Below are 23,536 nucleotides of genomic sequence, written 5' to 3' on the forward strand. Positions count from 1 at the left end.
TCGTCAATGCGGCTCGGGTTGTCACAAGCACGTAGGCGCACGCTGCTACAATCTCATTTTTACAGATCGACAGATTGGTTGTGCACTATGGGTTTCGAACAACTCGCTGAACTGAAGAAGCAACTGGCCGCGGCGCGCGCCGCCGCAGAGTCCGCCGGCAAGGCCGATCGCAAATCGGCCACGCGCCCCGCTTCGAAGTCCGCCGGCAAGCCCGCTTCAAGTTCAGGGGCACATCCTGGTTCACATGCCGAGCGTGGCGCCAATCCGGGCACGAAGCCCGGTGGCCGGCCCGGCGCGAAGCCGGCCGCAAAGGCCGGCGCTCGCCCGGACGGCAAGCCGGGCACGCGAGCCGGCGGCCCGCAGCCGGCGCGCCACACCGCGCCCGCCAAGCCGGCGGTGGACGCCAAGCCGGTGGACCCGGTGGTGCGCTCGATCGGTCGTCTGCAAAAACGTTTCCCGGTCGCTTTCCCGAAGAATCCGGCCCCGAAGCTGCCGCTGAAGATCGGCATTTTCGAAGACCTCGTCGTGCATGCGAAGGAGTTGTCGCTGAGCGAAGCCGAACTGCGCGACGCGATCAAGACGTGGTGCCGTGGCGGGCGCTACTGGAAGAGCCTCGTCGAAGGCGCGGCGCGCGTCGACCTGGCGGGCGTCGAAGCCGGCAAGGTCACGGCGCAGGAAGCGGCGGGTGCTCAGCGCCTGCTCGCGCATCGCGCGGCGAAGGGCGCGCAGAAGGCCGCCACCGCGACGGCAAGCGCGAATGCGCCGACCGATGCAGGTACACCGGCCGAGGGCGCGGCCGCTGAAGCGTCACATGCCGAAGCAGCGGTAGCGGCAGTCGCGGAACAAGCGGGCCGCCAAGCGGATGTCGCTGCTGCGTCGCCGGAAGCCGTAGCGGCGGATGCCGCCGGGAGCGCGGACACCCAGGCGCAGACCAGCGCGCAACACGAACCGCAAGCCACCGCTCCCGCCTCGCCCCCCTCCCAAGCCTAACCTTGGCACAGCCCGTCATGGCCTCGATCACGAGGCCATGACGGGCGGCGCAGCCGTCAACCGGCTGCGCACGAATCCCACATGCTCGCGCAGCACGTAAAACGCATCCGCATACGCGAGCGGCATGCGCAGGTGGCTCAGCGCCGCTTCGATCTCGTCCAGTTGCCCCAGTAGCTGCGTGCGCTCCTCGTCGGTTGCGCCGGCGAGCGCGTGCCGCTCGATCGCGATCAGCGAACCGTAATAACGATAGATGCGCGAGCGCACCCGCCACCGGTACAGCGCCGGAATCACGCGCATGGCGGGCAACAGCAGCACCGCGACCGGCAATAGCAGGACGAGCGTACGATCGCCGATGCTCGCGAGCCAGAAAGGCAGCGTCCGATACAAAAAGCCCTTGCCGGTCCGGTAATAGCGCTGCGCGTCTTCGCTGATCGGATATTCGTGCTCGACCGGGTTCGGGAACTGGCCGGCGTGCTGCAACAGGCCCGCGGCGCCGTGCACTTCCTGCGCCGCCTCGATCAATAGGTCCGAAATCGCCGGATGCAGCGTGCTGCGCGCGACGAGTTCGACCGTCGGACTAATCAGGTGGACGGTCTCGGGCGGAATGCGCCGCTTCAGATCGAGCACGCCGGGCGGCAAGTCGATCTGGTCGAGAAACGGAAAGACGCGTGTATAGGCGCTCGCTTCGTCGAAATTCATCACCGAGATGCCGGGTACGCGCAACAGCCGCAGCATCAGGCCGCGCGTTGCCGAATCGCCGCTCAGAATCGCCGCGTCGACCTCGCCGGCAACCAGCTGCGTGGCGGCCTGCAGGCCGTCGCTCGGCACTAGCGTCGTGGCGCCGCCGGGCTCGATGCCGTTCGCCGCGAGCAGTTGCAGCGCGAGCAGCCGCGTGCCGCTGCCTTCGCGGCCGACCGCGATCCGCTTGCCTTCGAGCTGCGCCAGTTGCGTGAGCGCCGCGCCGCGATAGAACACGACGATCGGCACATAGAACACGCTGCCGAGCGACACCAGCGACGAAGTATCGAGCCCTTCGGCCACCCCGCCCTGCACGAGAGCGATATCGACGTGCTGCTTCGGATCCAGCAGCCGCTGCAGGTTCTGCACGGAACCTTCGGATTCGAGCACGTTCAGGCGGATGCCGTTGCGGGCGAGGATCTTGCGGTACTGGTTCGCGGTGACGACGAACGAGCTGTCGCGCGGGCCGGCGCTGATCGTGATCGTGCGCGGCGGCGCCGGATTGGCGATCCAGACGATCAGCACGATCGCGAACGCGATCAGCAGCGCCGTGATGAAGTAGGGCAGCAGGTGCTCGCGCCATTCGGCGCGCGTAGGTTCGGCGGGAAAGTGCGGAGGCCGCGGACGCTGCGCTTTCATGAAGACTCCGTGCGGGAAGCCAGGTGAAGGCATTGTCGCCTGTGCGGGGCGGCTTTGCCCGTCGACGGTTCGCTCTATTGACCGGGCGCGCGGCGCCGCGTCGCCGTGCTCACGCACGCGGCGCTCAAACGCGCTTGAACAACTGCCGCGCGAGCGAGCACATCAGCAGCGTCGCCGGCGATTCGTCCTGCAGGCGCCGGCTCATGATGATCGGCGACGCGGCGCTTGCCGACGGAATCGGCCGGTACGCGACGCCATGCGCGCGCAAGCCCTCGACGCTCTCCGGCACGAGACACACGCCGACCTGCGCGGCGACCAGCCCTAGCGCGGTCTGCAACTCCCGCACTTCATGGATCGCTTTCGGCTCCAGCGCCTGATCGTGCATTGCCGAGATCTGCTGGTCCGCATAGCTCGGCCGCGGCGTGCTCGGATAGACGATCAGCGTTTCCTCGGCGAGCGCGGCAAGCGTGAGCGGCTTCTTTTGCCGCGCGAGTGGATGGTCCTGCGGCAACGCGGCGATCATCCGTTCCTCGACCAGCACTTCGCGCGCGAGTTGCGCATCGTCGAAGCGCAGCCGGCCGAAACCGACGTCGATGCGGCCACCTTTGAGCGCGGCCAACTGCTCGATCGTGAACATCTCGATCAGCGACAGCTCGAGGTGCGGCGCGGCCTCGCGAAACGAGCGGATCACCGCGGGCAGCGCGCCATACAGCGTCGACGGTACGAAACCGATCACGATGCGTTCCGCGAGTTGCGCGAGCCGGCGCGTGAGCGGCGCGAGCTCATCGGCTTCATCGATCAGACGTTTCGCCTGCGTGTAGAAAATGCGGCCGGCTTCGGTGAGCCGCAACGGCCGCGAGCCGCGCTCGAACAGCGGCAGGCCGATACTTTCCTCGATCTGCTGGATCTGCCGCGACAGCGGCGGCTGTGTCATATGCAGACGATTGGCCGCCCGCGTGATGTTCATTTCCTCGGCGACCGCGATGAAGTAGCGAAGTTGGCGAAATTCCATGCATGCCTCTGAGGTGTGATGCGTCGGCGATTGGTGTTGCGTTGGTCTGCTGCGCGTTGGGTGCTGCCGGTTGCGGTACGGTGCTGCCGCCGCGGCGCTGCGCGAGGGCAACGAATGATAGCAACAGCGCCGCTAAATACCGGCCAGATGACGCACGAGCGCCTTTTCCGCGCGCGGCAGCGCATTCAGCTCGCGCATGCTGTTGCCGTCGTTCGTCACCAACGAGTGGCAGCTGTTTGCGGGATCGGGCGTGCGCGCGCTCGTCGAACGCTTAGGGCCGATGCTGGCGGGCATCGTACTCGGCACGCTGGTTGCGGCAGCTCGGTCAGCGCGTGCTTGCGCGACGCCGACGCCGCGGCGCAAGCCAAACAGCATCAATCGTCGTAAGCCACGCGTAAACGGGGCCATCGAGGTCTGATGCGAATCGATTGTTCGTCGCAAGCGGCGTATCAATTCGTCTCGAGCCGCTTTATCCGGCCTCGCGCCATGCCTAAATTAACGACCAGTGACAGCGCCACTGCATTTCCGGCTTTTATTGGCGTGGACCCCGCGGCTCCTCGCGAGGCATGCCGGCGCGAACCATTGAAAGGACACGATGATGAGCAAGCTCACAGGCAAGGTAGCGGTTGTAACGGGTGCATCGAAAGGCATCGGAGCGGCGATTGCGAAGGCATTGGCGGCGCAAGGCGCGTCGGTCGTGGTGAACTATGCGTCGAGCCGCGCGGGCGCCGACAAGGTGGTCGCCGATATCACGGCGGCGGGCGGCAAGGCGGTCGCGGTTGGCGGTGACGTGTCGAAGGCCGCGGACGCGAACGGCATTATCGATACGGCGATCGAAACGTACGGGCGGCTCGACGTTCTCGTCAACAACTCGGGTGTCTATGAATTCGCGGCGCTCGAAGAGATCACCGAAGCGCACTTCCATAAGCACTTCGATGTCAACGTGCTCGGGCTGCTGCTCGTGACGCAGGCGGCGGCCAGGCATCTGGGCGAAGGCGGCAGCATCGTCAACGTGAGCTCGGTCGTGACCCGCATCACGCCGGCGACCACCGCGGTATACACGGCCACCAAGGGCGCGGTCGATGCGATCACCGGCGTGCTCGCGAAGGAACTCGGACCGCGTAAGATCCGCGTGAATTCGGTGAATCCGGGCATGGTCGAGACCGAGGGCACCCACACCGCCGGCGTGATCGGCTCGGACTTCGAAACGTGGGCGATCAGCACGACGCCGCTCGGCCGTATCGGCCAACCCGACGATATCGCGGATGTCGTCGCGTTCCTCGCGTCGGATGACGCGCGCTGGTTGACGGGCGAGAGCCTGATCGCGAGCGGCGGCTCGCGTTAAGTCTGAAGGGGTTGCCAACGCTCGCGGCAACCCGCGGAACAATTCGAGCGCGCTCGCGGGCGGCGGGGCCGGCAGCATGAAGGCCACGCCGCTCCTTGCAGCGACGGCGCGCGAGCTCTACGCGCGTTGAACATCGCTCCCCAAGACCTCTGTTTCGGCTCCCGGCAACTCCACCGCAAAAAACGCGTCGAGCAGATTCGAACCCGGCCGCTCGGCGAGCCGCGTCAGCGATTCGCTCATCTGCACGCGGCAATCGAGCAGCGGCACCATCCGGATCCGCCGCGACTCGTTGAACTCTGCGCGCGCAATGACGCCGACGCCGATTCCCTGCGCGACCGCTTCCTCCAGCGCCTCGCGGCCATCCACGTACATGACCGGCTCGACTTGCAACGACTCGCGCACGAGCTCGATTTCGAGCAGTTGTTGGGTGACCGATTGCGGCTCGCGGAAGATCATCGGCTGTTCGACGAGCTCCGCGTAACTCAGCCGGCGCTTCTTCGCGGCCGGGTAGCTCGCCGGCACCATCGCGACCAGCGGATCGCGCCGCAACACGCGCGACTGCAAGCGGCTATGCACCTGCGGCGCGGCCGTGATCGCCGCGTCGACCGCGCTCGACAGCACGCGCTGCATGCACTCTGCCGCATTGGCGATCGACAGCGTGACGACGATGCCCGGGTGCCGCTGGCGAAACGCGCCGATCAGCGCGACGGCGAGATCGGGCGCATCGGCCGCGAGCGATAGCGAACCCGACTCCAGCCCGCCCGCTGATTCGAGCAGTTGGCGCGCCTCCCGCTCGCAACTGAGCATATGCCGTGTCACGCTGAACAGGCGCAGCCCGAGCTCAGTCGTCTCCACGCCGCGCGGCCCGCGCTCGAACAGCTTGACGCCGTAATCCTGTTCGAGCCGCCGCACGTGATCCGACACCGCCGGCTGCGTCAGCGACAACGCCTGCGCCGCTTTCGAAAAGCCGCCATGTTCCGCGACCGCATGGAACGCCCGCAATTGCGCGTATTGCACGTGTGCCTCGCCAGCAAATAAGTTTTTGCGATACCGTCATCGATTATATCGATTTTACCGATGGACAACGCTTCTGTATCGTGTGAGCTATCGACATAGCGATATCGGAGTTGCGGACATGGAAAGCGCGATCGGCGGTTCGGCGGCGACATTGGCCGTGGCAGCCGCGGCAACATCGACCCGTTGCACCACACCCTGCGCCGCGCCGGCTGGCGGTGAGCCTTATCTGCTGACGCCGGGCCCGCTGACCACGGCACTATCGACGAAACAGGCGATGCTGCGCGACTGGGGCTCGTGGGACGGCGACTTCCGCGCGATGACCGCCGAGTTGCGCGCGAGCCTGCTGGCGATCGCCGGCGACGCCGCGGGCGACTACGACTGCGTGCCGCTGCAGGGCAGCGGCAGCTACTGCGTCGAAGCGATGCTCGGCAGCCTGATTCCGCGCGACGGCCACGCGCTCGTGCTCGCGAACGGCGCGTACGGCAAGCGCGCAGCGATCACGCTGGGCTATCTCGGCCGCGCCTGCACACTGCTCGACAAGGGCGACTACCTGCCGCCGCGCGGCCTCGAAGTCGAGCGCATGCTTGCCGCCGATCCATCGATCACGCACGTGGTCGCGATCCATTGCGAAACGAGCTCGGGCATCCTCAATCCGCTCGATGAGATTGCAGCCGCGGTCGCGAGGCATGGCCGCAAACTGCTGATCGATTCGATGAGCGCCTTCGGCGCGGTGCCGCTCGACGTGCGGCAGATCGCGTGCGAGGCGTTCGTGTCGTCGGCGAACAAGTGCATCGAGGGCGTGCCGGGTTTCGGCTTCGTGATCGCGCGCAATAGCGCCCTGCGCGAGGCGAAAGGCCGCAGCCATTCGCTCGCGCTCGATCTCTACGATCAATGGGACGTGATGAATCGCACGGGCCAGTGGCGCTTCACGCCGCCCACGCATACGGTGGCCGCGTTCCTCGAGGCGCTGCGTCTCTACCAGCTCGAAGGCGGGCAGCCCGCGCGGCTCGCGCGCTACGCCAACAATCGCGACGTGCTGGTGGCCGGCATGCATGAGCTTGGCTTCGAGCCGCTGCTCAACGGGCGCTGGCGCTCGCCGATCATCGTGACGTTTTTTTCGCCGGCGCATCCGTCGTTCGAGTTCGCGCGCTTCTATGAACTGATGAAGGAGCAGGGCTTCATCATCTATCCGGGCAAGCTGACGGTGGTCGACAGTTTCCGCATCGGCTGCATCGGTCAGGTCGACGAGCAGGTGATGCGACGCGTGGTCGATGCCTGCGCGCAAGCGCTGCGCACGATGGGCGTCACGCACGCGGGGCCGCCGCCCGCCGCGCTCGACGAACGCAAGGCGCTCGCGCAGGCGGCCTGAGCCGCGACAGCAAACCCGATACATTCGGATTCCTGGGGAGTCAAGCAGATGAAATACGTGAAGGCAGTGATTTTCGATTGGGCCGGCACGGTGGTCGACTACGGTTCACGCGCGCCGATGGGGGCATTCGTCGAGACCTTCGAGCAGTTCGGCGTGCCGATCACGATCGACGAAGCGCGCGGCCCGATGGGCATGGCCAAGCGGCCGCACATCGCGGCGCTGATGGCGCTGCCGCGCGTGGCGCAGGCTTGGGCCGAGCGCCATGGCCATACGCCGACCGACGCCGATATCGACGCCGTGTACGACGTGTTCGTGCCGAAGAACATCGCGGTCGCGGCGAGCTACAGCGCGGTGATCCCGGGCGTCGCCGAAGTCGCGAGCGCCTTGCGTCAGAACGATATCCGCATCGGCACGACGACCGGCTATACCCGCGAGATCATCGACGAAATCGTACCGGGCGCGGCCGCGCAGGGCTTTGCGCCGGACAGCATCGTGTGCACCGGCGATACGCCGGAAGGGCGGCCGTCACCGTACATGATCTACCGGACGCTGCCGCAGCTCGGCGTGTGGCGCGCGAAAGAGGCGATCAAGGTCGACGACACCGAGGTCGGTATCGAAGAAGGCATCAACGCCGGCACGTGGGCGGTCGGTGTCGCGGTGAGCGGCAACGCGTTCGGCATGAGCGAGGCGGAGGTGAAGGCGTTGCCGGCCGACGAATTCGCCGCGCGCCGCAACGCCGCGATGGCCAGGCTGAAGGCGGCGGGCGCGCATTACGTGATCGATAGCGTCGCGGATCTGATGCCGGTCGTGTACGACATCGAAGCGCGGCTCGCGCGCGGCGAACGGCCTTGAAGCGTCACTTGAAGAAACCGACCGCGAGATCGATGAACTCGCGCACCTTGCGCGGCACGAACTCGCGGCTCGGATACACCAGCGACACGGCCACGTCGCCATTGAGCACCGCATAGCCGTCGAGCACGCGCACCAGCGTGCCGGCGCGCAACTCGTCCTCGACCATTTCGAGCGGCAGCAGCGCGATGCCCATCGCGCCCAGCGCGGCCTGCTTCTGCATGATCATGCTGTTGACCGTGAACGATGCATCGATCGCGATGCTCTCGCCGCTGTCGTCGCCGTCCTCGCTCGCGCTTTCGGCATCGCCGTCACCCTTGCGGAAGATCCACATCGGGCCGGTCGTGTCGAACGGCGCGGCAATCAGCCGATGCCCGTCCAGTTCGGCCGGCGTTTGCGGATGACCGGCCTGCGCGAGATACGCGCCCGCTGCCACCGGCACCGCGTGCGAGTTGATCAGACGCCGCGCCACCAGCGACTCCGAGCGGATCATATGCTCGGTCACGATGCCGACATCGAAGCCGCCTTCGAGCAGATCGACCCGTTTTTCCGTCAGCGTGACGCGCAGGTTGACTTGCGGAAAACGCGCCTGATATTCGGCGAACAGCGGCGTTAGCCGAAACAGCGAAAAACTGCCGAGCGCGACGATGCGCAGGTCGCCGGCCACGTCGCGCGAGGCCGTGGTCGCGCGCGACTCCACTTCCTCCAGTTCGGCGAGCAGCACGCGGCAACCGTCCGCGTATTGCGCGCCGGCCTCGGTCAGCACGACCTTGCGCGTGGTGCGCTGAAACAGGCGAATGCCGAGATGCTGTTCGAGGCTCGACACATGACGCGTGACGACCGACGTCGACACGTTCAGTTGCCCGGCGGCCTGCGCGAAGCTGCCGACATCGGCCACCTTGACGAAGGCCTGCATGGCCTGAAAAAGATTGATCATTCGAGTCCAAAAAACGTTTTTGTTGTAGCGGACGGCGTGGCGCATGCGTGCGCGGCGGTGCCGCTTTCGGCGCGCCAGCGGCGCTCGTTTTCGATGCGATCGATCAGCTTCGGCCCGACTTCGTTGCGATACCAGCGCAAGCCCCAGTTGGTCTTGTCCAGATGCGTATGCCCTTCGACGAAACCGGGCAGCAGCAGCGCGTCGCCGCCGTCCTCGACCGGCACACCGGGCTCGCGCGGCAGAGCGGCGCCGAGCGCGGCGATCCGGCCATCGACGATCGACGATCGACACCTCGGCGCGCTTGCCGTCGGCGAGCCGCACGTGGGTGACCAGCGAGGCGTTCGTCGCGTGGCGCGGGGTGGTCGTGGTCATGGGCGGCGGGCAAGGGGAATGAACGGGATGAAAGGGGTGAACGGCCGGTGCGTTGACGCAACCCGCGATGCTACCCTTAGACGATAATAAATCCGCCCCCGTTACGGCAAATACAGCGTGAATTAATCCGGAAATTCGGCGCGGCGAGATTGCGGCGCGAGGCCGCGCCGACCGGCAAAATCCAAGGCCGGACGGCGGTTCACGGTATACTCCCGCGTAACTTGCCTGATCGCCAGGCTTGCCCGATACTCAGCTGTTACCCCCAAAATCTCCCCGTACGTCGAGTTTAACGCTACTGCTTATGAGTACAATCCTTGAAAGTCTTCCGATCGGCCAGAAGGTCGGTATCGCGTTTTCCGGCGGCCTCGACACTAGCGCCGCGCTGCACTGGATGCGCAAGAAGGGCGCCGTGCCGTACGCCTACACGGCCAACCTCGGTCAGCCCGACGAAGACGATTACGATTCGATCCCGCGTCGCGCCACGCAATATGGCGCCGAAGGCGCGCGCCTGATCGACTGCCGCGCGCAGCTGGTCGCGGAAGGCATCGCGGCGCTGCAGTGCGGCGCGTTTCATATCTCGACGGCGGGCGTCACCTACTTCAACACGACGCCGATCGGCCGCGCCGTGACCGGCACGATGCTGGTCGCCGCGATGAAGGAGAAGACGGCGTCAACATCTGGGGCGACGGCAGCACGTACAAGGGCAACGACATCGAGCGTTTCTACCGCTACGGTCTGCTCGTGAACCCGGACCTGAAGATCTACAAGCCGTGGCTCGACCAGCTGTTCATCGACGAACTCGGCGGCCGTTCTGAAATGTCCGAGTTCATGCGCCAGTCGGGCTTCGACTACAAGATGTCGGCCGAAAAGGCGTATTCGACCGACTCGAACCTGCTCGGCGCGACGCACGAAGCGAAGGACCTCGAAAGCCTCGAGTCCGGCATCAAGATCGTGAACCCGATCATGGGCGTCGCGTTCTGGCGCGACGACGTGCAGATCGCGAAGGAAGAAGTGACGGTCCGCTTCGAGGAAGGCCAGCCGGTCGCGCTGAACGGCCAGACGTTCCCGAACGCGGTCGAGCTGCTGCTCGAAGCGAACCGGATCGGCGGCCGTCACGGTCTCGGCATGAGCGACCAGATCGAAAACCGCATCATCGAGGCGAAGAGCCGCGGCATCTATGAAGCCCCGGGCCTCGCGCTGCTCAACATCGCTTACGAGCGTCTCGTCACCGGCATCCACAACGAAGACACGATCGAGCAGTTCCGCGAGAACGGCCGCCGCCTCGGCCGTCTGCTGTACCAGGGCCGCTGGTTCGATCCGCAGGCGATCATGCTGCGCGAAACCGCGCAGCGCTGGGTCGCGCGCGCGATCACCGGCGAAGTGACCGTCGAGCTGCGTCGCGGCAACGACTACTCGATCCTCAGCACGAAGTCGCCGAACCTCACGTATCAGCCCGAGCGTCTGTCGATGGAAAAGGTCGCATCGACGTTCTCGCCGCGCGACCGCATCGGCCAGCTGACGATGCGCAACCTCGACATCACCGACACGCGCGACAAGCTGCGCATCTACTCGCAGGTGGGCCTGCTGTCGTCGAACGAGACGTCGGCGCTGCCGCAGGTGAAGGGCGACAAGGAGTAAAGCGGCGCGTCTGATTACCTGAACGTCGCATCGATCGATGGGCCGGCTCGCGAGAGCCGGCCCATTTTCTTTGGGGCTCCCGGATGCGCTCCGGCGCTTGGGCGCGATCCCACATTCTGTGCTCAAGTTTCGCGTGCCTATGCCGTTGACATAAGCTAAGCCCATTCTGGAACCCTTCCGTGCAACTCGCTTACAGTAACGACCGCCTCGCCAGCCGGATGCCAGTCGACTCGACCGCCGCCGGCGAACCCGAGGTCGAGTCTTCGGTCATCGAGTGGCTGTTGCACGACGACCAGGTGATGCGCGAGTGTTTCACGCATGCGGCGGAGATTCTGAAGAGCGTGACCGGCGCGGCAATTACCGCGATCGTGCTGCTCGACGAGGAGTATCAGCACTATCGCGCCGAGGTCGGCATGGCGATGCCGCTCGTCACGCGTGCGCGCTCGCTCGCCGACTACGCGGTGCGCGATGCCGACCTGTTCGTGATCGAGGATGCGCACAACGACAGCCGCTTCGGCGAATGCATGCTCGTCAAGCGTCATCCGTTCGTGCGCTTTTACGCGGCGATCGCATTGCGCGCGCCGAACGGCGAGATCGTCGGCGCGCTGTGCGCGATGGACCCGGCGCCGGGCCGTCTCGACGCGGGCCGGCGCGGCGTGTTTTACCACCTGCGCGCGATGATCGAAAACGATCTGAAGATGCGCACGGCCACCGCGATCGATCCGCTCACCCAGTTGTACAACCGGCGCTTCCTGCTCGAAACCATCGCGCGCCGCTGGAAGGAGGCGCGCGACGGCGACGTGATGGGCTCGGTGGTCGTCGACGTCGACTGGTTCAAGCAGTACAACGACACCTACGGTCATCAGGCCGGCGATCACTGTCTGAGTCTGGTTGCCTCCGTGATGCAGGCCGCCGCCGACAGCGAGCGCATCGTGGTCGGGCGCATGGGCGGCGAGGAGTTCGGAATGCTGGTGCTCGAAGCGCAACCATCGATGCTCGAAGACACGCTCGAAACGCTGCGCCAGCGCGTGGCGGACCTCGCGATCGAGCATCGCGCGTCGCCGCTTGGGGTGGTGACGCTCAGCATTGGCGCGTCGCTCACGCGTATCAGCGACCTGTCGCGACCCGCGCATCGCGACGGTTTCGCGAGCGCTGACCGTGCGTTGTATCGCTCGAAGCATCAAGGACGAAATCGCGTGACGCTGGCGTAGCGGGCGTTGGCGATTGCGTCGGTATGGCTCTATCTTCAGTCATGGCGCATTGCTTATAGGACCATCGTCCCATTTTCAGCCGTTGCCAGCGTGGCAATATGGATGCGCGTAGTGAACGTCGACGCAGTCGCCGGGTGCGACAGCAGGGTGTTTTACGATGCGCATCATTCAAACGTTGCTGTACATCGCGGCGTTCTGCTCAGGCATGATCGTCGGCCCCGCGGCGTGCGTCGCCGCCCAAAGTGTCGCCGCGCAGCCGGCCGCCTCGTCGGCCCTCCCGGCATCCCCAACCGCCGCGGCGTCGGCTCCCGCAGCGCGCCGTATCGATCTCGGCAATCAACCGTTCACGGGCGATTTCGACGCCATGCTCGACCGGCATCTGATCCGCGTGCTGGTTCCTTACAGTCGAACGCTCTATCTGAATGAGCAAGGTCACGAACGTGGGCTGACCGCCGGTCTCATGCGGGACTTCGAGCGTTATGTGAACAAGAAGTACCAGGCGACGCTCGGCAAGCGTCCGCTCACCCTGGTCATCATTCCGACGACTCGCGACCAGTTGCTCCCGGGGCTGATAGCGGGCCGGGGCGACATCGCCGCGGGCAATCTGACGGTCACGGAGGTCCGCCTGAAGCAGGTCGACTTCGTGGCGCCGCGTGACCGGACAGCAGTACGCGAAGTGGTCGTGACCGGGCCGAAGTCGCCGGCCCTCGCGAAGCTCGACGATCTCAGCGGTAAGACGGTCCATGTGCGGCCCAGCAGCAGCTATTACGAGAGCCTGAACGCGTTGAACGCGCGTTTTCGCAAGGAAGGCAAAGCTCCGGTGAAACTCGTGCCGCTGCCCGACGCGCTCGAGGACGAGGACGCAATGGAGATGCTCAATGTCGGGCTGCTCCAGATCCTCGTCGTGGACGACTGGAAGGCAAAGGTATGGGCGCCGGTACTGACTGGAATCGTCGTGCATAACGATATTTCGGTGCGCGACGCAGGCTACATCGGCTGGGCGGTGCGCTTCAAGAGCCCGAAACTGCGGGACGCGATCAACGACTTCTACCTGAATTACGTGAAGAAGCAGAGTGTCGCGGAAGTCCGTCTGCAGCAGGAAATGAAGCGCATCAAGCAGATCTCCAACAATGCGGAGTCAGCGGAGCTGAAGCGGTTCGGGCAGACGGTCGGTCTTTTCGAAAAATACGGTGCGCAGTACCGCTTCGATCCGCTTTTGCTTGCGGCTCAGGGCTATCAGGAGTCCCAGCTGAACCAGAGCGCCCGCAGTCACGTTGGCGCAATCGGGATCATGCAGCTGATGCCAGCCACGGGGAAGGAACTTGCGGTTGGCGACATCAGGGTGGCGGAGTCCAACATACATGCGGGAGCGAAATATCTCGATGTGCTGATGGCCCGTTACTTTCCCGACGCTCACTTCTCGGAAAGGGACCGCTCGCTGTTCGCATTCGCAAGCTACAACGCAGGACCCGCAAAGATCGCCAGAATGCGCAAGGAAGCGGCGGCGCGCGGTCTCGATCCTAACAAGTGGTTCAACAATGTCGAAATCGTAGTCGCCGAGAAAATCGGTATCGAGCCAACGACGTACGTGCGCAATGTCTTCAAATATTACGTTGCGTACCGGCTCGTCCGGGAGGCCGAGGCTGCACGCGCTCGCGCTATCGGGCAGATGCGCAAGCAGGGCGGAGCGTGAGGGAAGCGGGCATCTGAATTCAGCGTGGAGAAGCGCCATGGTGACGCGCCGTGATCTGATCAGGTGGCTTGCGGCTGTCCCGCTGTTCGCCTCCATCTGGCCGTTGCTTCGGCTCGATGACGCTCGCGCTGCGCAGACCCCGCGACGCGTACGACCGGGCGAATCGGGATGGCCCACGCCTTCGGACTGGGCGCGACTGAAACAGCAGGTGGATGGCTACCTGATCCGACCGGAGTCACCACTCGAGCTCTGTCGTGAATCTCCCGACAACGCCGAATGCCTTGCACTCTTCCGTGAACTCAAAAATCCGTACTTCATCGGCGACAGTCCCGTTCTGACACAAACCTGCGCGTGGGTCGGCGCGTGGAAAGCCGAACCGAGTGCCTACGTGGTCGCGGCGAGACGGGTCGAACATGTGGCGGCGGCCGTCAACTTCGCGCGTGAACGCAATCTTCGCGTCGTCGTGCGCGGCGGGGGCCATTCCTATCTCGGCACCTCGAACGCGCCGGATTCCTTGATGATATGGACGCGCGCCATGAACGAAATCAGGAATCACGATGCTTTCGTTCCGAGCGGCTGTGACGGGGTCATTCCACCCGGACCCGCGGTAAGCGTCGGGGCAGGCGCGATCTGGATGCATACCTATGAAGCCGTTACCGGAGGCATAGGTCGATATGTACAGGGCGGCGGTTGTGGAACAGTGGGAGTCGCCGGACTGATTCAAGGCGGAGGTTTTGGAACGCACTCCAAACAGTTCGGCATTGCATCTGCTTCACTGCTCGAAGCGGAGGTCGTTACGGCGGACGGTGCGGTCAGGGTTGTCAACGCCCGAAGAGAACCGGATCTCTTCTGGGCCTTGAAAGGTGGGGGCGGCGGTACCTTCGGCGTCGTCAGCCGTCTGACTTTGCGCACGCACGAACTGCCGGCCGTGTTTGGCCTCGTATCCTGCGCAGTCGTGGCCCGCTCGGATGTCGCCTACAAACGGTTGCTGGGCCGCTTCGTCGCTTTTTACGCTGACAGCCTATGCAATCGCCACTGGGGTGAACTCGCTACGCTGCTGCCCGGCAAGCGCCTGCGCATCGACATGAGCTTTCAGGGACTCGGCAAGGAAGAGGTCGCAACGCTCTGGAAGCCGTTCTGGGACTGGATTGGCTTGCAGGACGACCTGACCATGATGGCCGCGCCCTCGATCGTCGCCGGTCCGGGGCGGTTGCGCTGGGACGGCACGGCGCTCGCGCGGTTCGTGCCCGGGTTGGTCGTCTTCGATGACCGACCCGGCGCGCCAGATGCCAATTTCTTCTGGGCGTCGAATCTCGCCGAGGCCGGTCATGTGATCCACGGCTTCGACTCGCTTTGGTTGCCTGCAGCAATGCTGGCGCGCGAGCGCCAACCCGAACTCGTCGACGCGCTGATGGGCGCTACGCGCTACTGGCTTGTCGAACTTCATTTTCAGAAAGGGCTCGCCGGCGCCCCTGCCGATGTCATTGCCGCCGGCCTGCAAACCCCAGTCAATCCAGTCGTGGCGGAGTCGTTCGCATTGGCAATCGTCGCGAGCGAGGGGCCACCGGCATTCGACGGACTGACAGGTCACGAGCCCGATGTTTCGAAGGCACAGCGAGATGCGAAGCTCATCGGATTGGCCATCAACGAACTCGGGAAAGTCGCAACGGCCGGTGGCGCATACGTCGCCGAGAGCAGCTATTTCCAGAAGGACTGGCAAGCGGCGTATTGGGGGGCCAACTATGCACGTTTGCTGTCGATCAAGCAACGTTACGACCCGCACGGAGTTTTCTTCGTTCGCCACGGTGTCGGCTCCGAAGACTGGAGCGACGACGGGTTCACCCGCATGGCCGATTCCGACTAGCCGGCCGGCTGTTTCGCCCGAATCCTGATGCTCGTTATGTAAGGGTATGACCGTGGATTGACTCCAGAGAGAGGTCAATGCACGCTAGCGATGCATCGGTATCCGAAGCATCTCGTTCTGGCGAACCAGATGGGGCGGGGTCGGCAACAAGTTGGGTACCGCTGCCAATACAACGTCGTATAAATGACGGAGACAGAACAGATGACAACACCGAAAAAAATCCCGGCGGCCATGCGCAACCCTTGGAGGCTCGGTACCGCGTTGACCGTGATGGCGTCAGCAATCGTGCTGGCGGGCTGTGGTAGCGGCAACGACGGGCTGCAACCGCCGCCGCCGAGCAACGTGCTGCCTGGCTTCATCAAAAGCGCGGTGACGACGAAATCTTATGACGGCAACAGCGACGATCTGCTGACCGCGGGCCTCGGCAAGACCGGCCTCGCATCGGCGACGGCGCCGGCCATCGCGAATGCGGCGCAACCTACGGCCGCCGAATTGCGGCGTCTCGCGATCTGGTCGAACTATCGGGCGCTCGTCGACATGACGGCGAACGGCGGCTATGGACGCTTCTGGGGGCCCAACGTCGACCTGAACGGCAACGACACGCTCGGCGAAGGCAAGATCGCGGGCAAGGAATACCTCGCCTATGCCGATGACGGCAGCGGCGCGCAGAACGTTAGCCTGCTCGTGCAGATTCCCGCGAGCTTCAATCCGGACCAACCGTGCATCGTCACCGCGACGTCGTCCGGTTCGCGCGGCGTGTACGGCGCGATTTCGGCGGCCGGCGAGTGGGGCCTGAAGCGCGGCTGCGCGGTGGCCTACACCGACAAGGGCAGCGGCAACGGCGCGCACGAGCTGTCGACGAATCGCGTGACGCTGATCGACGGCACGTTGCAGGATGCGACCGCCGCGGGCACGGCGAGCCTCTTCACAGCGAAGCTCGGCAGCAGCACGCTGGCGGCGTTCAACGCGCAGTTCCCGAACCGCTATGCGTTCAAGCATGCGCACTCGCAACAGAACCCCGAGCAGGACTGGGGCAAGAACACGCTGCAGGCGATCCAGTTCGCGTATTGGGCGCTCAACGATTCGTACGGCGCGTTGAATGGCTCGACGCGCACGGTGCGCTATGCGAGCGGCAGCATCACGACGATCGCCGCGTCGGTCAGCAACGGCGGCGGCGCGTCGCTCGCGGCGGCCGAAGAGGACACGTCGGGTCTCATCACGGCAGTGGTGGTCGGCGAGCCGCAGATCAATCTACGGCTTGCGCCGCAGGTATCGGTCGCGCAGGGCGGCGTGCCGGTCGGCGCGTTCGGCAAACCGCTCGCCGATTACATGACGCTCGCGAACCTGCTGCAGCCGTGCGCCGCGCTCGCGCCCGCCGCGACCGGCGCGCCGTATCTGAGCGCGCTGCCGAGCGCGACCACCACCGCGCTGCGCACCGCGCGTTGCGCGTCGCTCGCGGCGGCCGGCGTGATCGCGGGAACGGATACGGTGACGCAGGCTACCAATGCGCTCGCGCTGCTGCATCAGAACGGCTATCAGACCGACTCGGACCTGCTGCAAGCGCCGATGTGGGACTCGCAGGCGGTGCCGGCCGTCGCCGTGACCTATGCGAATGCGTATGCGCGCGCAAGTGTCGCCGACAACCTGTGCGACTTCAGCTTCGGCACCACCAGCGCGGCTGGCGCAGCCGGCGTGACGCCGGCGGCGTCGCCGATGCTGACGGTGTTCGGCAACGGCAACGGCGTGCCGCCGACCAATGGCATCAACCTCGTCTACAACGCGGGCGCCTCCGGCGCGCTCGATCATCGGCTCGCGACCGCCGATGCGAGCTACGCGGGCGCCGCATGCCTGCGCGCGCGGTGGACGAGCGGTTCGTTGAATGCCAGCGTCGATGCAATTCGCGTGAATGCGAATCTGCATGGCAAGCCGACCATCATCGTGCAAGGACGCGCGGATGCGCTGGTGCCGATCAATCACGCGTCGCGGCCGTATCTCGGATTGAACCAGGTGGTCGAGGGCGGCGCGAGCAAGCTGGCGCTGTACGAAGTCACGAACGGTCAGCACTTTGACGCGTTCCTCGGCGTCGCCGGTTTCGATACGCGTTTCGTGCCGTTGCATTACTACAATCTTCAGGCGCTCAACCTGATGTGGGCTCATCTGAAGAACGGCACGCCGTTGCCGCCGTCGCAGGTGATCCACACGATACCGCGCGGCGGCGTGCCCGGAGCCGCACCGGCGCTGACCACGGCCAACCTGCCGGCGATCGCGGCGACCCCGGGCGTCAATGCGATTTCCGCAACGAATGGCGCCGTGAACGTGCCGAATTGAGCGGGCGCGTGCTGAAGCAATGCGCGCACACAGGTATCCGCCTGGGTGCGCGTTGCTGTGCATCTGGATGCCGCGCGAGCGGTGCTGAGCTTCGCGCCGCGCAAAACGCTTTAGCCGCCGATCAGCTTCAACCCGACCGGCAGCGATTCGCCGAACACGCGACCTTCGTCGGCGTTATCGAGCGCGACGACTTCGCTGACCATCGTGACCCAGGCGCGCGGCGCGCTCGCCGCTTCGAGGCGTCGCACGACGCTCGCGCGCAGCGCGTCGGGCAGATCGCGCGAGCGGTCGCCGGTCATGCGGGCGATCTGGACCGCAGCGAAGGCGGCGGGGTCGACCTTCTTCCAGTCGAGCGAGAGGATCGCATCGAGCCATTGCGCGGCGACCTCGGGCGGCACGACGCTATGCGCGCTGCCGTAAAACGGCTGGCGCGCGCCGATCCGTCCGACCGCCCACCAGCTTTGATGGTTTTCCGCTGGCTTTTTCAGGCGAGCGAGCACCGCCTCGCCGAGTTCGATCTTGCGTTCGGCCGGAATCCGTTCGAGCGATGCGCACAGGCGCACCATATCGGCGAAGCCGGTCTTCGCGACATCGAACGGCAGCTTGTGACGCGATTGCGCGGCCTTCTGCAGATAGTCCATCGCGTCGAGCACGCGCAGCTGCGCATCTGCGCCGAGGCCGCCGGCCGCGCGGCGCCACAGCGTCCACCATTCCGACCATACCTGGCTGTCGGTCACGTACTGGATGCCATCGTCGAACAGCGTCCACAGTTGCTCGACGCGCCATTCGTCGAGCGGATAACCGAAGCCGGGCCGCACGCAATAGCCGGCCAGATTCAGCCACAGCCGTTCGTGATCGGCCGAGCGGCGGCGGCGGCGCGCGCGCTCCCACAGCGCGCCGAACAGTTCGCGCAGCAACGCGCTGTTCCAGCTGTCGCGCGGGCCGAGCAGATGTTCGAGCTGCGCGCGCAGTCGTTTGATCTCCTTCGGGTCGACGTTTTGCGCGCGGGCGCCGAAGCAACGGTCGATCAGTTCGATCGCGCGATCGAGCGCCGGGTGGCGTTGCGGTGCGCCCTCGGCGGATAGATCCATTTGCGCGTCGGCGTGGCGCAGCTGGAATTCGAGCAGCCAGCGTTGCGATGGCTCGTCGAGCTCGATGCAATGGACGTCGAGCGTGCCGACCTCGGTCAGCGACGTCGCGATGCGCACGGCGGTTTCGCGAGCGCGATGGCCGTCGCGTGGCTGGACGATCGTCGCGATCGGCGGCAGACGCACGAAGTCGCCGCCCGCGAGGTCGACCAGTTCGCCGGGCTGATACGCGGTGTCCGCGCTCGACGACACCAGGTGAAAGCGCACCGGATGCCCGAGCCGCAGCGCGAACGTGCGGTCCGCGATCAGAATCTCGTGACCTTCCTCGGTGCCGCGCGGCAGCAGGCAGATGCCGCGTTGCGCCGGCGCCGCGTCCGGCTCGGCGTCGTCTTTGCCGGCCGGCGTTTCGTCGAGCACCAGAAAATAGCTGCGCGGCGAACCGCCGCCGATTTTCGGCGCGAAGCCCGCGCGCGCGAGCGTATAGGCGACCGCGCCGCGCGCGACCGCGACGTCGGGGTTGTCGTTGTGCAGCACGTTGAGCGGCGCGCCGCGCCACCCGCCGAGCGTGTCGGCCAGACGCCGCGACAGCGCGTCGGCGCGGAACACGCCGCCGTTGAGCAGCAGCGTGTCGGGAACGGGCAGGGCGGCTGTGCCGGATGCGTCCGGCGTGCTGGAATCCGCGCCCAGGGCCTTGCGCGACTGCGCGGCGAAACGTTCGAGAAATGCCGCGATATGCCGCGTGATCGCCGCATCGGTCGCGTACGGCAGGCCGAATTCGACGATCGCGCCGCGCGGCCGGCCCGGACGCTCATCGGCGGCCACCCGCGGCAAGAAACCATCGACGATGATCTTCTCGACCTCGTCGCGCGTGACCTGCGTCGTGCGCGCGCCGCCGATCAGCTTCGAGCCCGCGCCGAGCAAGGTGACCGGCGCCGACTCGGGCGCCTGCGCGCCGAGCAATTGCTCCTTCGCGACGCGGCATCGCTCGACCAGCTGCGACAGGCTCGCCGCCGATAGCCGTTGCGGCGCCTGCGCAGCGCCGCCGGCACCACCCAACAGCCGCGCCTCGACCAGATGCGCGAGCGCGAGGTCCATGTTGTCGCCGCCGAGCATCAGATGATTGCCGACACCGACGCGCGTCAGGCGCGGCTCGCCGTCGTCGGACAGGCCGACTTCGATCAGCGTCAGATCGGTGGTGCCGCCGCCGACGTCGCAGATCAGCACGAGCCGGGTGTCCGCCAACTCGCCGGCGAGCGTGTCGCGATGCCGGAACAGCCAGTCGTAGAACGCGGCCTGCGGCTCTTCGAGCAGCCGCAGCGACGGCAGCCCCGCGAGCCGCGCCGCTTCGACGGTCAACGCGCGCGCGCCTTCGTCGAACGATGCGGGCACCGTCAGCACGACGTCCTGCTGTTCGAGCGGCGCCTTCGGAAAGTGCTGGTTCCATGCGGCGCGCACGTGCGCGAGGTAGCTTGCGCTCGCGTCGAGCGGCGAAATCTTGCGGACGTCGTCGGGCGCGCCCCACGGCAGGATCGGCGCGACGCGATCGACCGACGCGTGCGACAGCCAGCTTTTCGCGCTGGCGACGAGCCGCCCCGGCACCTGCGCGCCGAGCAGCCGCGCGAGCCGGCCGACCACGACCGGCTGCGTCGCGTCCTTGCCGTGGCCCGACGCCGCACGCGCACCGGACCACGGCAACTGCAGATCGGCCGCGCTCAGTTCTCCGTCGGCCGCCTGATAGCGCACCGACGGCAACAGCGGCCGCGCGGCGACTTCGCCGGGGCTCACGAGTTGCTCGATCTCGAACACACGAATCTGCTGCGATCCGGCTTGCGCGTACGCGAGCACCGTGTTGCTGGTGCCGAGATCGATGCCGACGCTGTACCGCTTCATGTCAATCACGCATTCGCGTTGCCGCGCACGTCGAATTCGACTTTCCAGCGCTCGTCGGAGCCGCGCGGGATCGCTTCGAGTTCGAGCGTGCCCGCTTCGGTCACGCGGGCGTGCAGCTTCACCGGCACGACTTCGCCGGCGGTGCGGCCGGCCGCCGGCAGCGTCGCCTGGATTTCCTCGAGTTCCTGCAACTCCTCGGGGCCCCAGTAATCGAGCAGCGTGCCGACCTGATCCTGACGACGCACCGACGAGCCGAAGAAGCGGAAATGCACGGGCTCGCCGACGACCAGCCCGAACTCCTGCGCGGGCAGCTCGGCGTCGGTGCCTTCTTCCATGCCGAACGGCGCGACGCACAGCGCCTGCACCGGCGGCTCGAGCCCGGGCACGGCCGGCATCGCCGATTCGATCGCGATGTAGTACGCGCGCGCGGTGCCGCCGCGAATCCGCACGCCGCGGCCGCGCCGCACGTAGCCGTAGTAGGCCGCGCCGCGCGCGACCGCCAGATCGAGGTCCGCGCCTTCGAGCAGACGGGCCGGCGCCGCGCCTTCGGTCGCGAGCCAGCCGTTCAGCGTGCCCATGATCCGTTCGACCAGCAGCGCCGACTTGAACACGCCGCCGTTGAACAGCACCGCGGTCGGATGCAGGAAGCTCGCGTTGGGCGCGACATGCTCGCGCAGCCCTTCGAGTTCCGCCAGCGCGCCGACCTGACGCCCGAGGAACGCCGCCAGATGCCGCGTGATGCCCGCGTCCTGCGCATACGGCAGGCCGAGCTGCGTCAGACCGACCCGCGCGCGGCTCACCGGACGCGCGGCGCTGTCGATCTGCGGGAAAAAGCCGTCGAGGATCGTCTGTGTCAGTTCGGCGCGCGTCAGCTCGGTGCGGATCGAGCCGCCGATCAGCTTCGAGCCGCGGCTCGGCACGACGAGCGGCACGGTGTCGGTGGCGGGGTCGCTGAGCAGCGTTTCCTTCGCCGCGCGGCACGCGTAGGTGAGCGCGCGCAGTTGCCACGCGTCGGCCTGGGTGCCCTGCGCGGCGAGCTTGCGCGCGACCACGTGCGCGAGCGCGAGGTCCATGTTGTCGCCGCCGAGCAGGATGTGATCGCCGACCGCGACGCGATGCAGTTCGAGATTGCCGTCGCGCTCGATCACCGCGATCAGCGACAGGTCGGTCGTGCCGCCGCCGACGTCGACGACGAGGATGATGTCGCCGATCTTGACCTGCTTGCGCCACGCGCCGCCGCTCTTCTGGATCCAGCTATAGAGCGCCGCCTGCGGCTCTTCGAGCAGCGTCATGCGCGTGAAGCCGGCGGCCTCGGCGGCCTCCGCCGTCAGCTCGCGCGCCGCGGGGTCGAACGACGCGGGGATCGTCACGGTGACGTCCTGCTCGCCGAACGGCGCGTCCGGATGCGCGTGGTCCCACGCCTCGCGCAGGTGCGTCAGGTAGCGCACCGAGCTTTCCAGCGGCGACACGCGCGCGACTTCGGGCGGCGCGTCGTTCGGCAGAATGCCCGCGCGCCGGTCGACGCCCGGATGGCACAGCCAGCTTTTCGCGCTCGACACGAGCCGGATCGGGGTGCCGGCGCCGCGGCTGCGCGCGAATTCGCCGACCGCGAATTCGCGCTGGCCGGTCCACGGCAGGTAGAGGTCGCCGGAGGCCAGTTCGTCGGGATGCGGCAGGTACAGGAACGAGGGCAGCAGCGGCAGATTATCGATTGCGCCGGGGCCCGTGAGCTGGGCGATCGACAGCACGGCCTGGGTGGTTTTCTCGCCGTCGCTCGCGTGCGTGTCCACGTAGGACAACGCGCAGTGCGTGGTGCCGAGATCGATGCCGATCGAATAGCGTGCGTCGCTCATAGCTCCACCTCCGCCGGTGCGATGACTTTTGCGTTATGACCGTCCGCCAGCTTCGGCAGACGCACATCCTCGACGCGCCAGCCGCGATGGCTGATCGCTGCCGTTGAACGGCGCACTGCCGACCACGTTGCCGGTCAAACGGACCGAACTCGCGTCGAAGCCTGCGGGCAGCGTCACGCGGCTGCCTTCGGCTTCGTCGCGCACCGGGCGGATCGTGAAGTGCTCGCGCAGCGTCGCGCGGCAGCCTTCGTGCACGAGGCGCGCGGCCGCGCCGATGTCGGCGTCGCTATAGGCCTTGATGTCTTCCTCGACGAAATCGATGAAGCGCGCGTCGCGCTGCAGCAGGCCGAGCAGTTGCAGCGCGGCGTCGGGGGAGGCCTCCTTCAGCACCGGCGCGGGTTGCGGCTTCGGTTGCGGCTTCGGTTCCGGACCGGCGGCGGGGGCCGGGGTTGGCGTGGCGGCGGGGGCGGCTGCCGGGGCCGCGCCGATCTTTTCGCCGTTGCGCAGGCGCAGGACGTCGGCGGCGAAGTCGCCGTTGCCGAGAATGCTGAAAAACGTGCCGACGGCCAGCGAAATGCGGCCGAGGAAGGATGGATTCGAATCGCTCATAAAGGCTCCTGATCTGCTCTGTTGGGGACGAGCGGTCTTCGCCGCGCCGCGTGCGCCGGGCAGCGAAGCTGACGGGCCGGGCGGGGCTGTGATG

General features: G+C 66.4%; 15 protein-coding genes and 3 pseudogenes. 10 read left to right on the forward strand and 8 right to left on the reverse strand.

The window, feature by feature from the left end; translation table 11 throughout:
- Positions 1 to 87: 87 nt before the first annotated feature.
- Entirely contained in the window at positions 88 to 990 is a 903-nt protein-coding gene (locus OKW30_RS08370) for a ProQ/FinO family protein (RefSeq protein WP_429346476.1), read from the forward strand.
- Between the two features lie 27 nt (positions 991 to 1,017).
- On the opposite strand, the gene OKW30_RS08375 is transcribed toward OKW30_RS08370, so the two are convergent.
- The gene (locus tag OKW30_RS08375) at positions 1,018 to 2,367 is read right to left on the reverse strand and encodes a TAXI family TRAP transporter solute-binding subunit (RefSeq protein WP_184022767.1); all 1,350 of its coding nucleotides are present in this window, start codon (positions 2,365 to 2,367) and stop codon (positions 1,018 to 1,020) included.
- A gap of 124 nt (positions 2,368 to 2,491) precedes the next feature.
- Positions 2,492 to 3,379: a LysR family transcriptional regulator gene (locus tag OKW30_RS08380; RefSeq protein WP_429346477.1), complete on the reverse strand. Its 888-nt coding sequence runs from the start codon at positions 3,377 to 3,379 to the stop codon at positions 2,492 to 2,494.
- 196 nt (positions 3,380 to 3,575) lie between these two features.
- Here OKW30_RS08380 and OKW30_RS08385 point away from each other — a divergent pair, with 196 nt between their 5' ends.
- Positions 3,576 to 3,797, forward strand: a complete 222-nt coding sequence (locus tag OKW30_RS08385) for a hypothetical protein (protein ID WP_184065862.1) — start codon at positions 3,576 to 3,578, stop codon at positions 3,795 to 3,797.
- A 180-nt stretch (positions 3,798 to 3,977) separates the two neighbouring features.
- Positions 3,978 to 4,724, forward strand: coding sequence for a glucose 1-dehydrogenase (locus tag OKW30_RS08390; RefSeq protein ID WP_184065859.1), 747 nt, complete (start codon positions 3,978 to 3,980; stop codon positions 4,722 to 4,724).
- A 117-nt stretch (positions 4,725 to 4,841) separates the two neighbouring features.
- Here the strand turns inward: OKW30_RS08390 and OKW30_RS08395 are convergent, their stop codons facing one another.
- Positions 4,842 to 5,741 (reverse strand): LysR substrate-binding domain-containing protein, encoded by a 900-nt coding sequence (locus tag OKW30_RS08395; RefSeq protein WP_429346478.1) that lies wholly within the window; start codon positions 5,739 to 5,741, stop codon positions 4,842 to 4,844.
- A gap of 118 nt (positions 5,742 to 5,859) precedes the next feature.
- Between OKW30_RS08395 and OKW30_RS08400 the strand changes: the two genes are divergently transcribed.
- Positions 5,860 to 7,110, forward strand: coding sequence for a 2-aminoethylphosphonate--pyruvate transaminase (locus OKW30_RS08400; protein WP_429346479.1), 1,251 nt, complete (start codon positions 5,860 to 5,862; stop codon positions 7,108 to 7,110).
- Between the two features lie 48 nt (positions 7,111 to 7,158).
- Positions 7,159 to 7,962 (forward strand): phosphonoacetaldehyde hydrolase, encoded by an 804-nt coding sequence (gene phnX / locus OKW30_RS08405; protein WP_184065853.1) that lies wholly within the window; start codon positions 7,159 to 7,161, stop codon positions 7,960 to 7,962.
- A 4-nt stretch (positions 7,963 to 7,966) separates the two neighbouring features.
- Here phnX and OKW30_RS08410 read toward each other — a convergent pair whose 3' ends face one another.
- Both OKW30_RS08410 and OKW30_RS08415 read right to left on the reverse strand, forming a co-directional pair.
- The gene (locus OKW30_RS08410; RefSeq protein ID WP_090805804.1) at positions 7,967 to 8,896 is read right to left on the reverse strand and encodes a LysR family transcriptional regulator; all 930 of its coding nucleotides are present in this window, start codon (positions 8,894 to 8,896) and stop codon (positions 7,967 to 7,969) included.
- Between the two features lie 44 nt (positions 8,897 to 8,940).
- A pseudogene (locus OKW30_RS08415) lies at positions 8,941 to 9,268 on the reverse strand (cytosine deaminase); the annotation flags it as partial.
- A 301-nt stretch (positions 9,269 to 9,569) separates the two neighbouring features.
- Here OKW30_RS08415 and argG point away from each other — a divergent pair.
- From argG to OKW30_RS08440, 5 genes and pseudogenes are all read left to right on the forward strand, one after another.
- A pseudogene (gene argG, locus OKW30_RS08420) lies at positions 9,570 to 10,906 on the forward strand (argininosuccinate synthase).
- A 179-nt stretch (positions 10,907 to 11,085) separates the two neighbouring features.
- Entirely contained in the window at positions 11,086 to 12,117 is a 1,032-nt protein-coding gene (locus OKW30_RS08425; RefSeq protein WP_311539632.1) for a GGDEF domain-containing protein, read from the forward strand.
- A gap of 157 nt (positions 12,118 to 12,274) precedes the next feature.
- On the forward strand, positions 12,275 to 13,810 hold the full coding sequence (locus tag OKW30_RS08430) for a transglycosylase SLT domain-containing protein (RefSeq protein WP_429346480.1): 1,536 nt from the start codon (positions 12,275 to 12,277) through the stop codon (positions 13,808 to 13,810).
- Between the two features lie 37 nt (positions 13,811 to 13,847).
- A complete protein-coding gene (locus OKW30_RS08435) occupies positions 13,848 to 15,674 on the forward strand; it encodes an FAD-dependent oxidoreductase (RefSeq protein WP_429346481.1) in 1,827 nt (608 codons plus the stop codon).
- Between the two features lie 201 nt (positions 15,675 to 15,875).
- The gene (locus tag OKW30_RS08440; protein WP_429346482.1) at positions 15,876 to 18,002 is read left to right on the forward strand and encodes a D-(-)-3-hydroxybutyrate oligomer hydrolase; all 2,127 of its coding nucleotides are present in this window, start codon (positions 15,876 to 15,878) and stop codon (positions 18,000 to 18,002) included.
- Positions 18,003 to 18,112: 110 nt separating this feature from the next.
- Here the strand turns inward: OKW30_RS08440 and OKW30_RS08445 are convergent, their stop codons facing one another.
- From OKW30_RS08445 to OKW30_RS08455, 3 genes and pseudogenes are all read right to left on the reverse strand, one after another.
- Positions 18,113 to 20,980 (reverse strand): Hsp70 family protein, encoded by a 2,868-nt coding sequence (locus OKW30_RS08445; RefSeq protein ID WP_429346483.1) that lies wholly within the window; start codon positions 20,978 to 20,980, stop codon positions 18,113 to 18,115.
- Between the two features lie 5 nt (positions 20,981 to 20,985).
- Entirely contained in the window at positions 20,986 to 22,833 is a 1,848-nt protein-coding gene (locus tag OKW30_RS08450; protein WP_429346484.1) for an Hsp70 family protein, read from the reverse strand.
- Positions 22,830 to 23,442: pseudogene (locus OKW30_RS08455) on the reverse strand (DUF2760 domain-containing protein). The gene OKW30_RS08450 and the pseudogene OKW30_RS08455 overlap by 4 nt, the downstream one beginning before the upstream one ends.
- Between the last annotated feature and the right edge of the window lie 94 nt (positions 23,443 to 23,536).

This window comes from Paraburkholderia sp. Clong3 (assembly GCF_050436485.1).
GTDB lineage: Bacteria > Pseudomonadota > Gammaproteobacteria > Burkholderiales > Burkholderiaceae > Paraburkholderia > Paraburkholderia tuberum.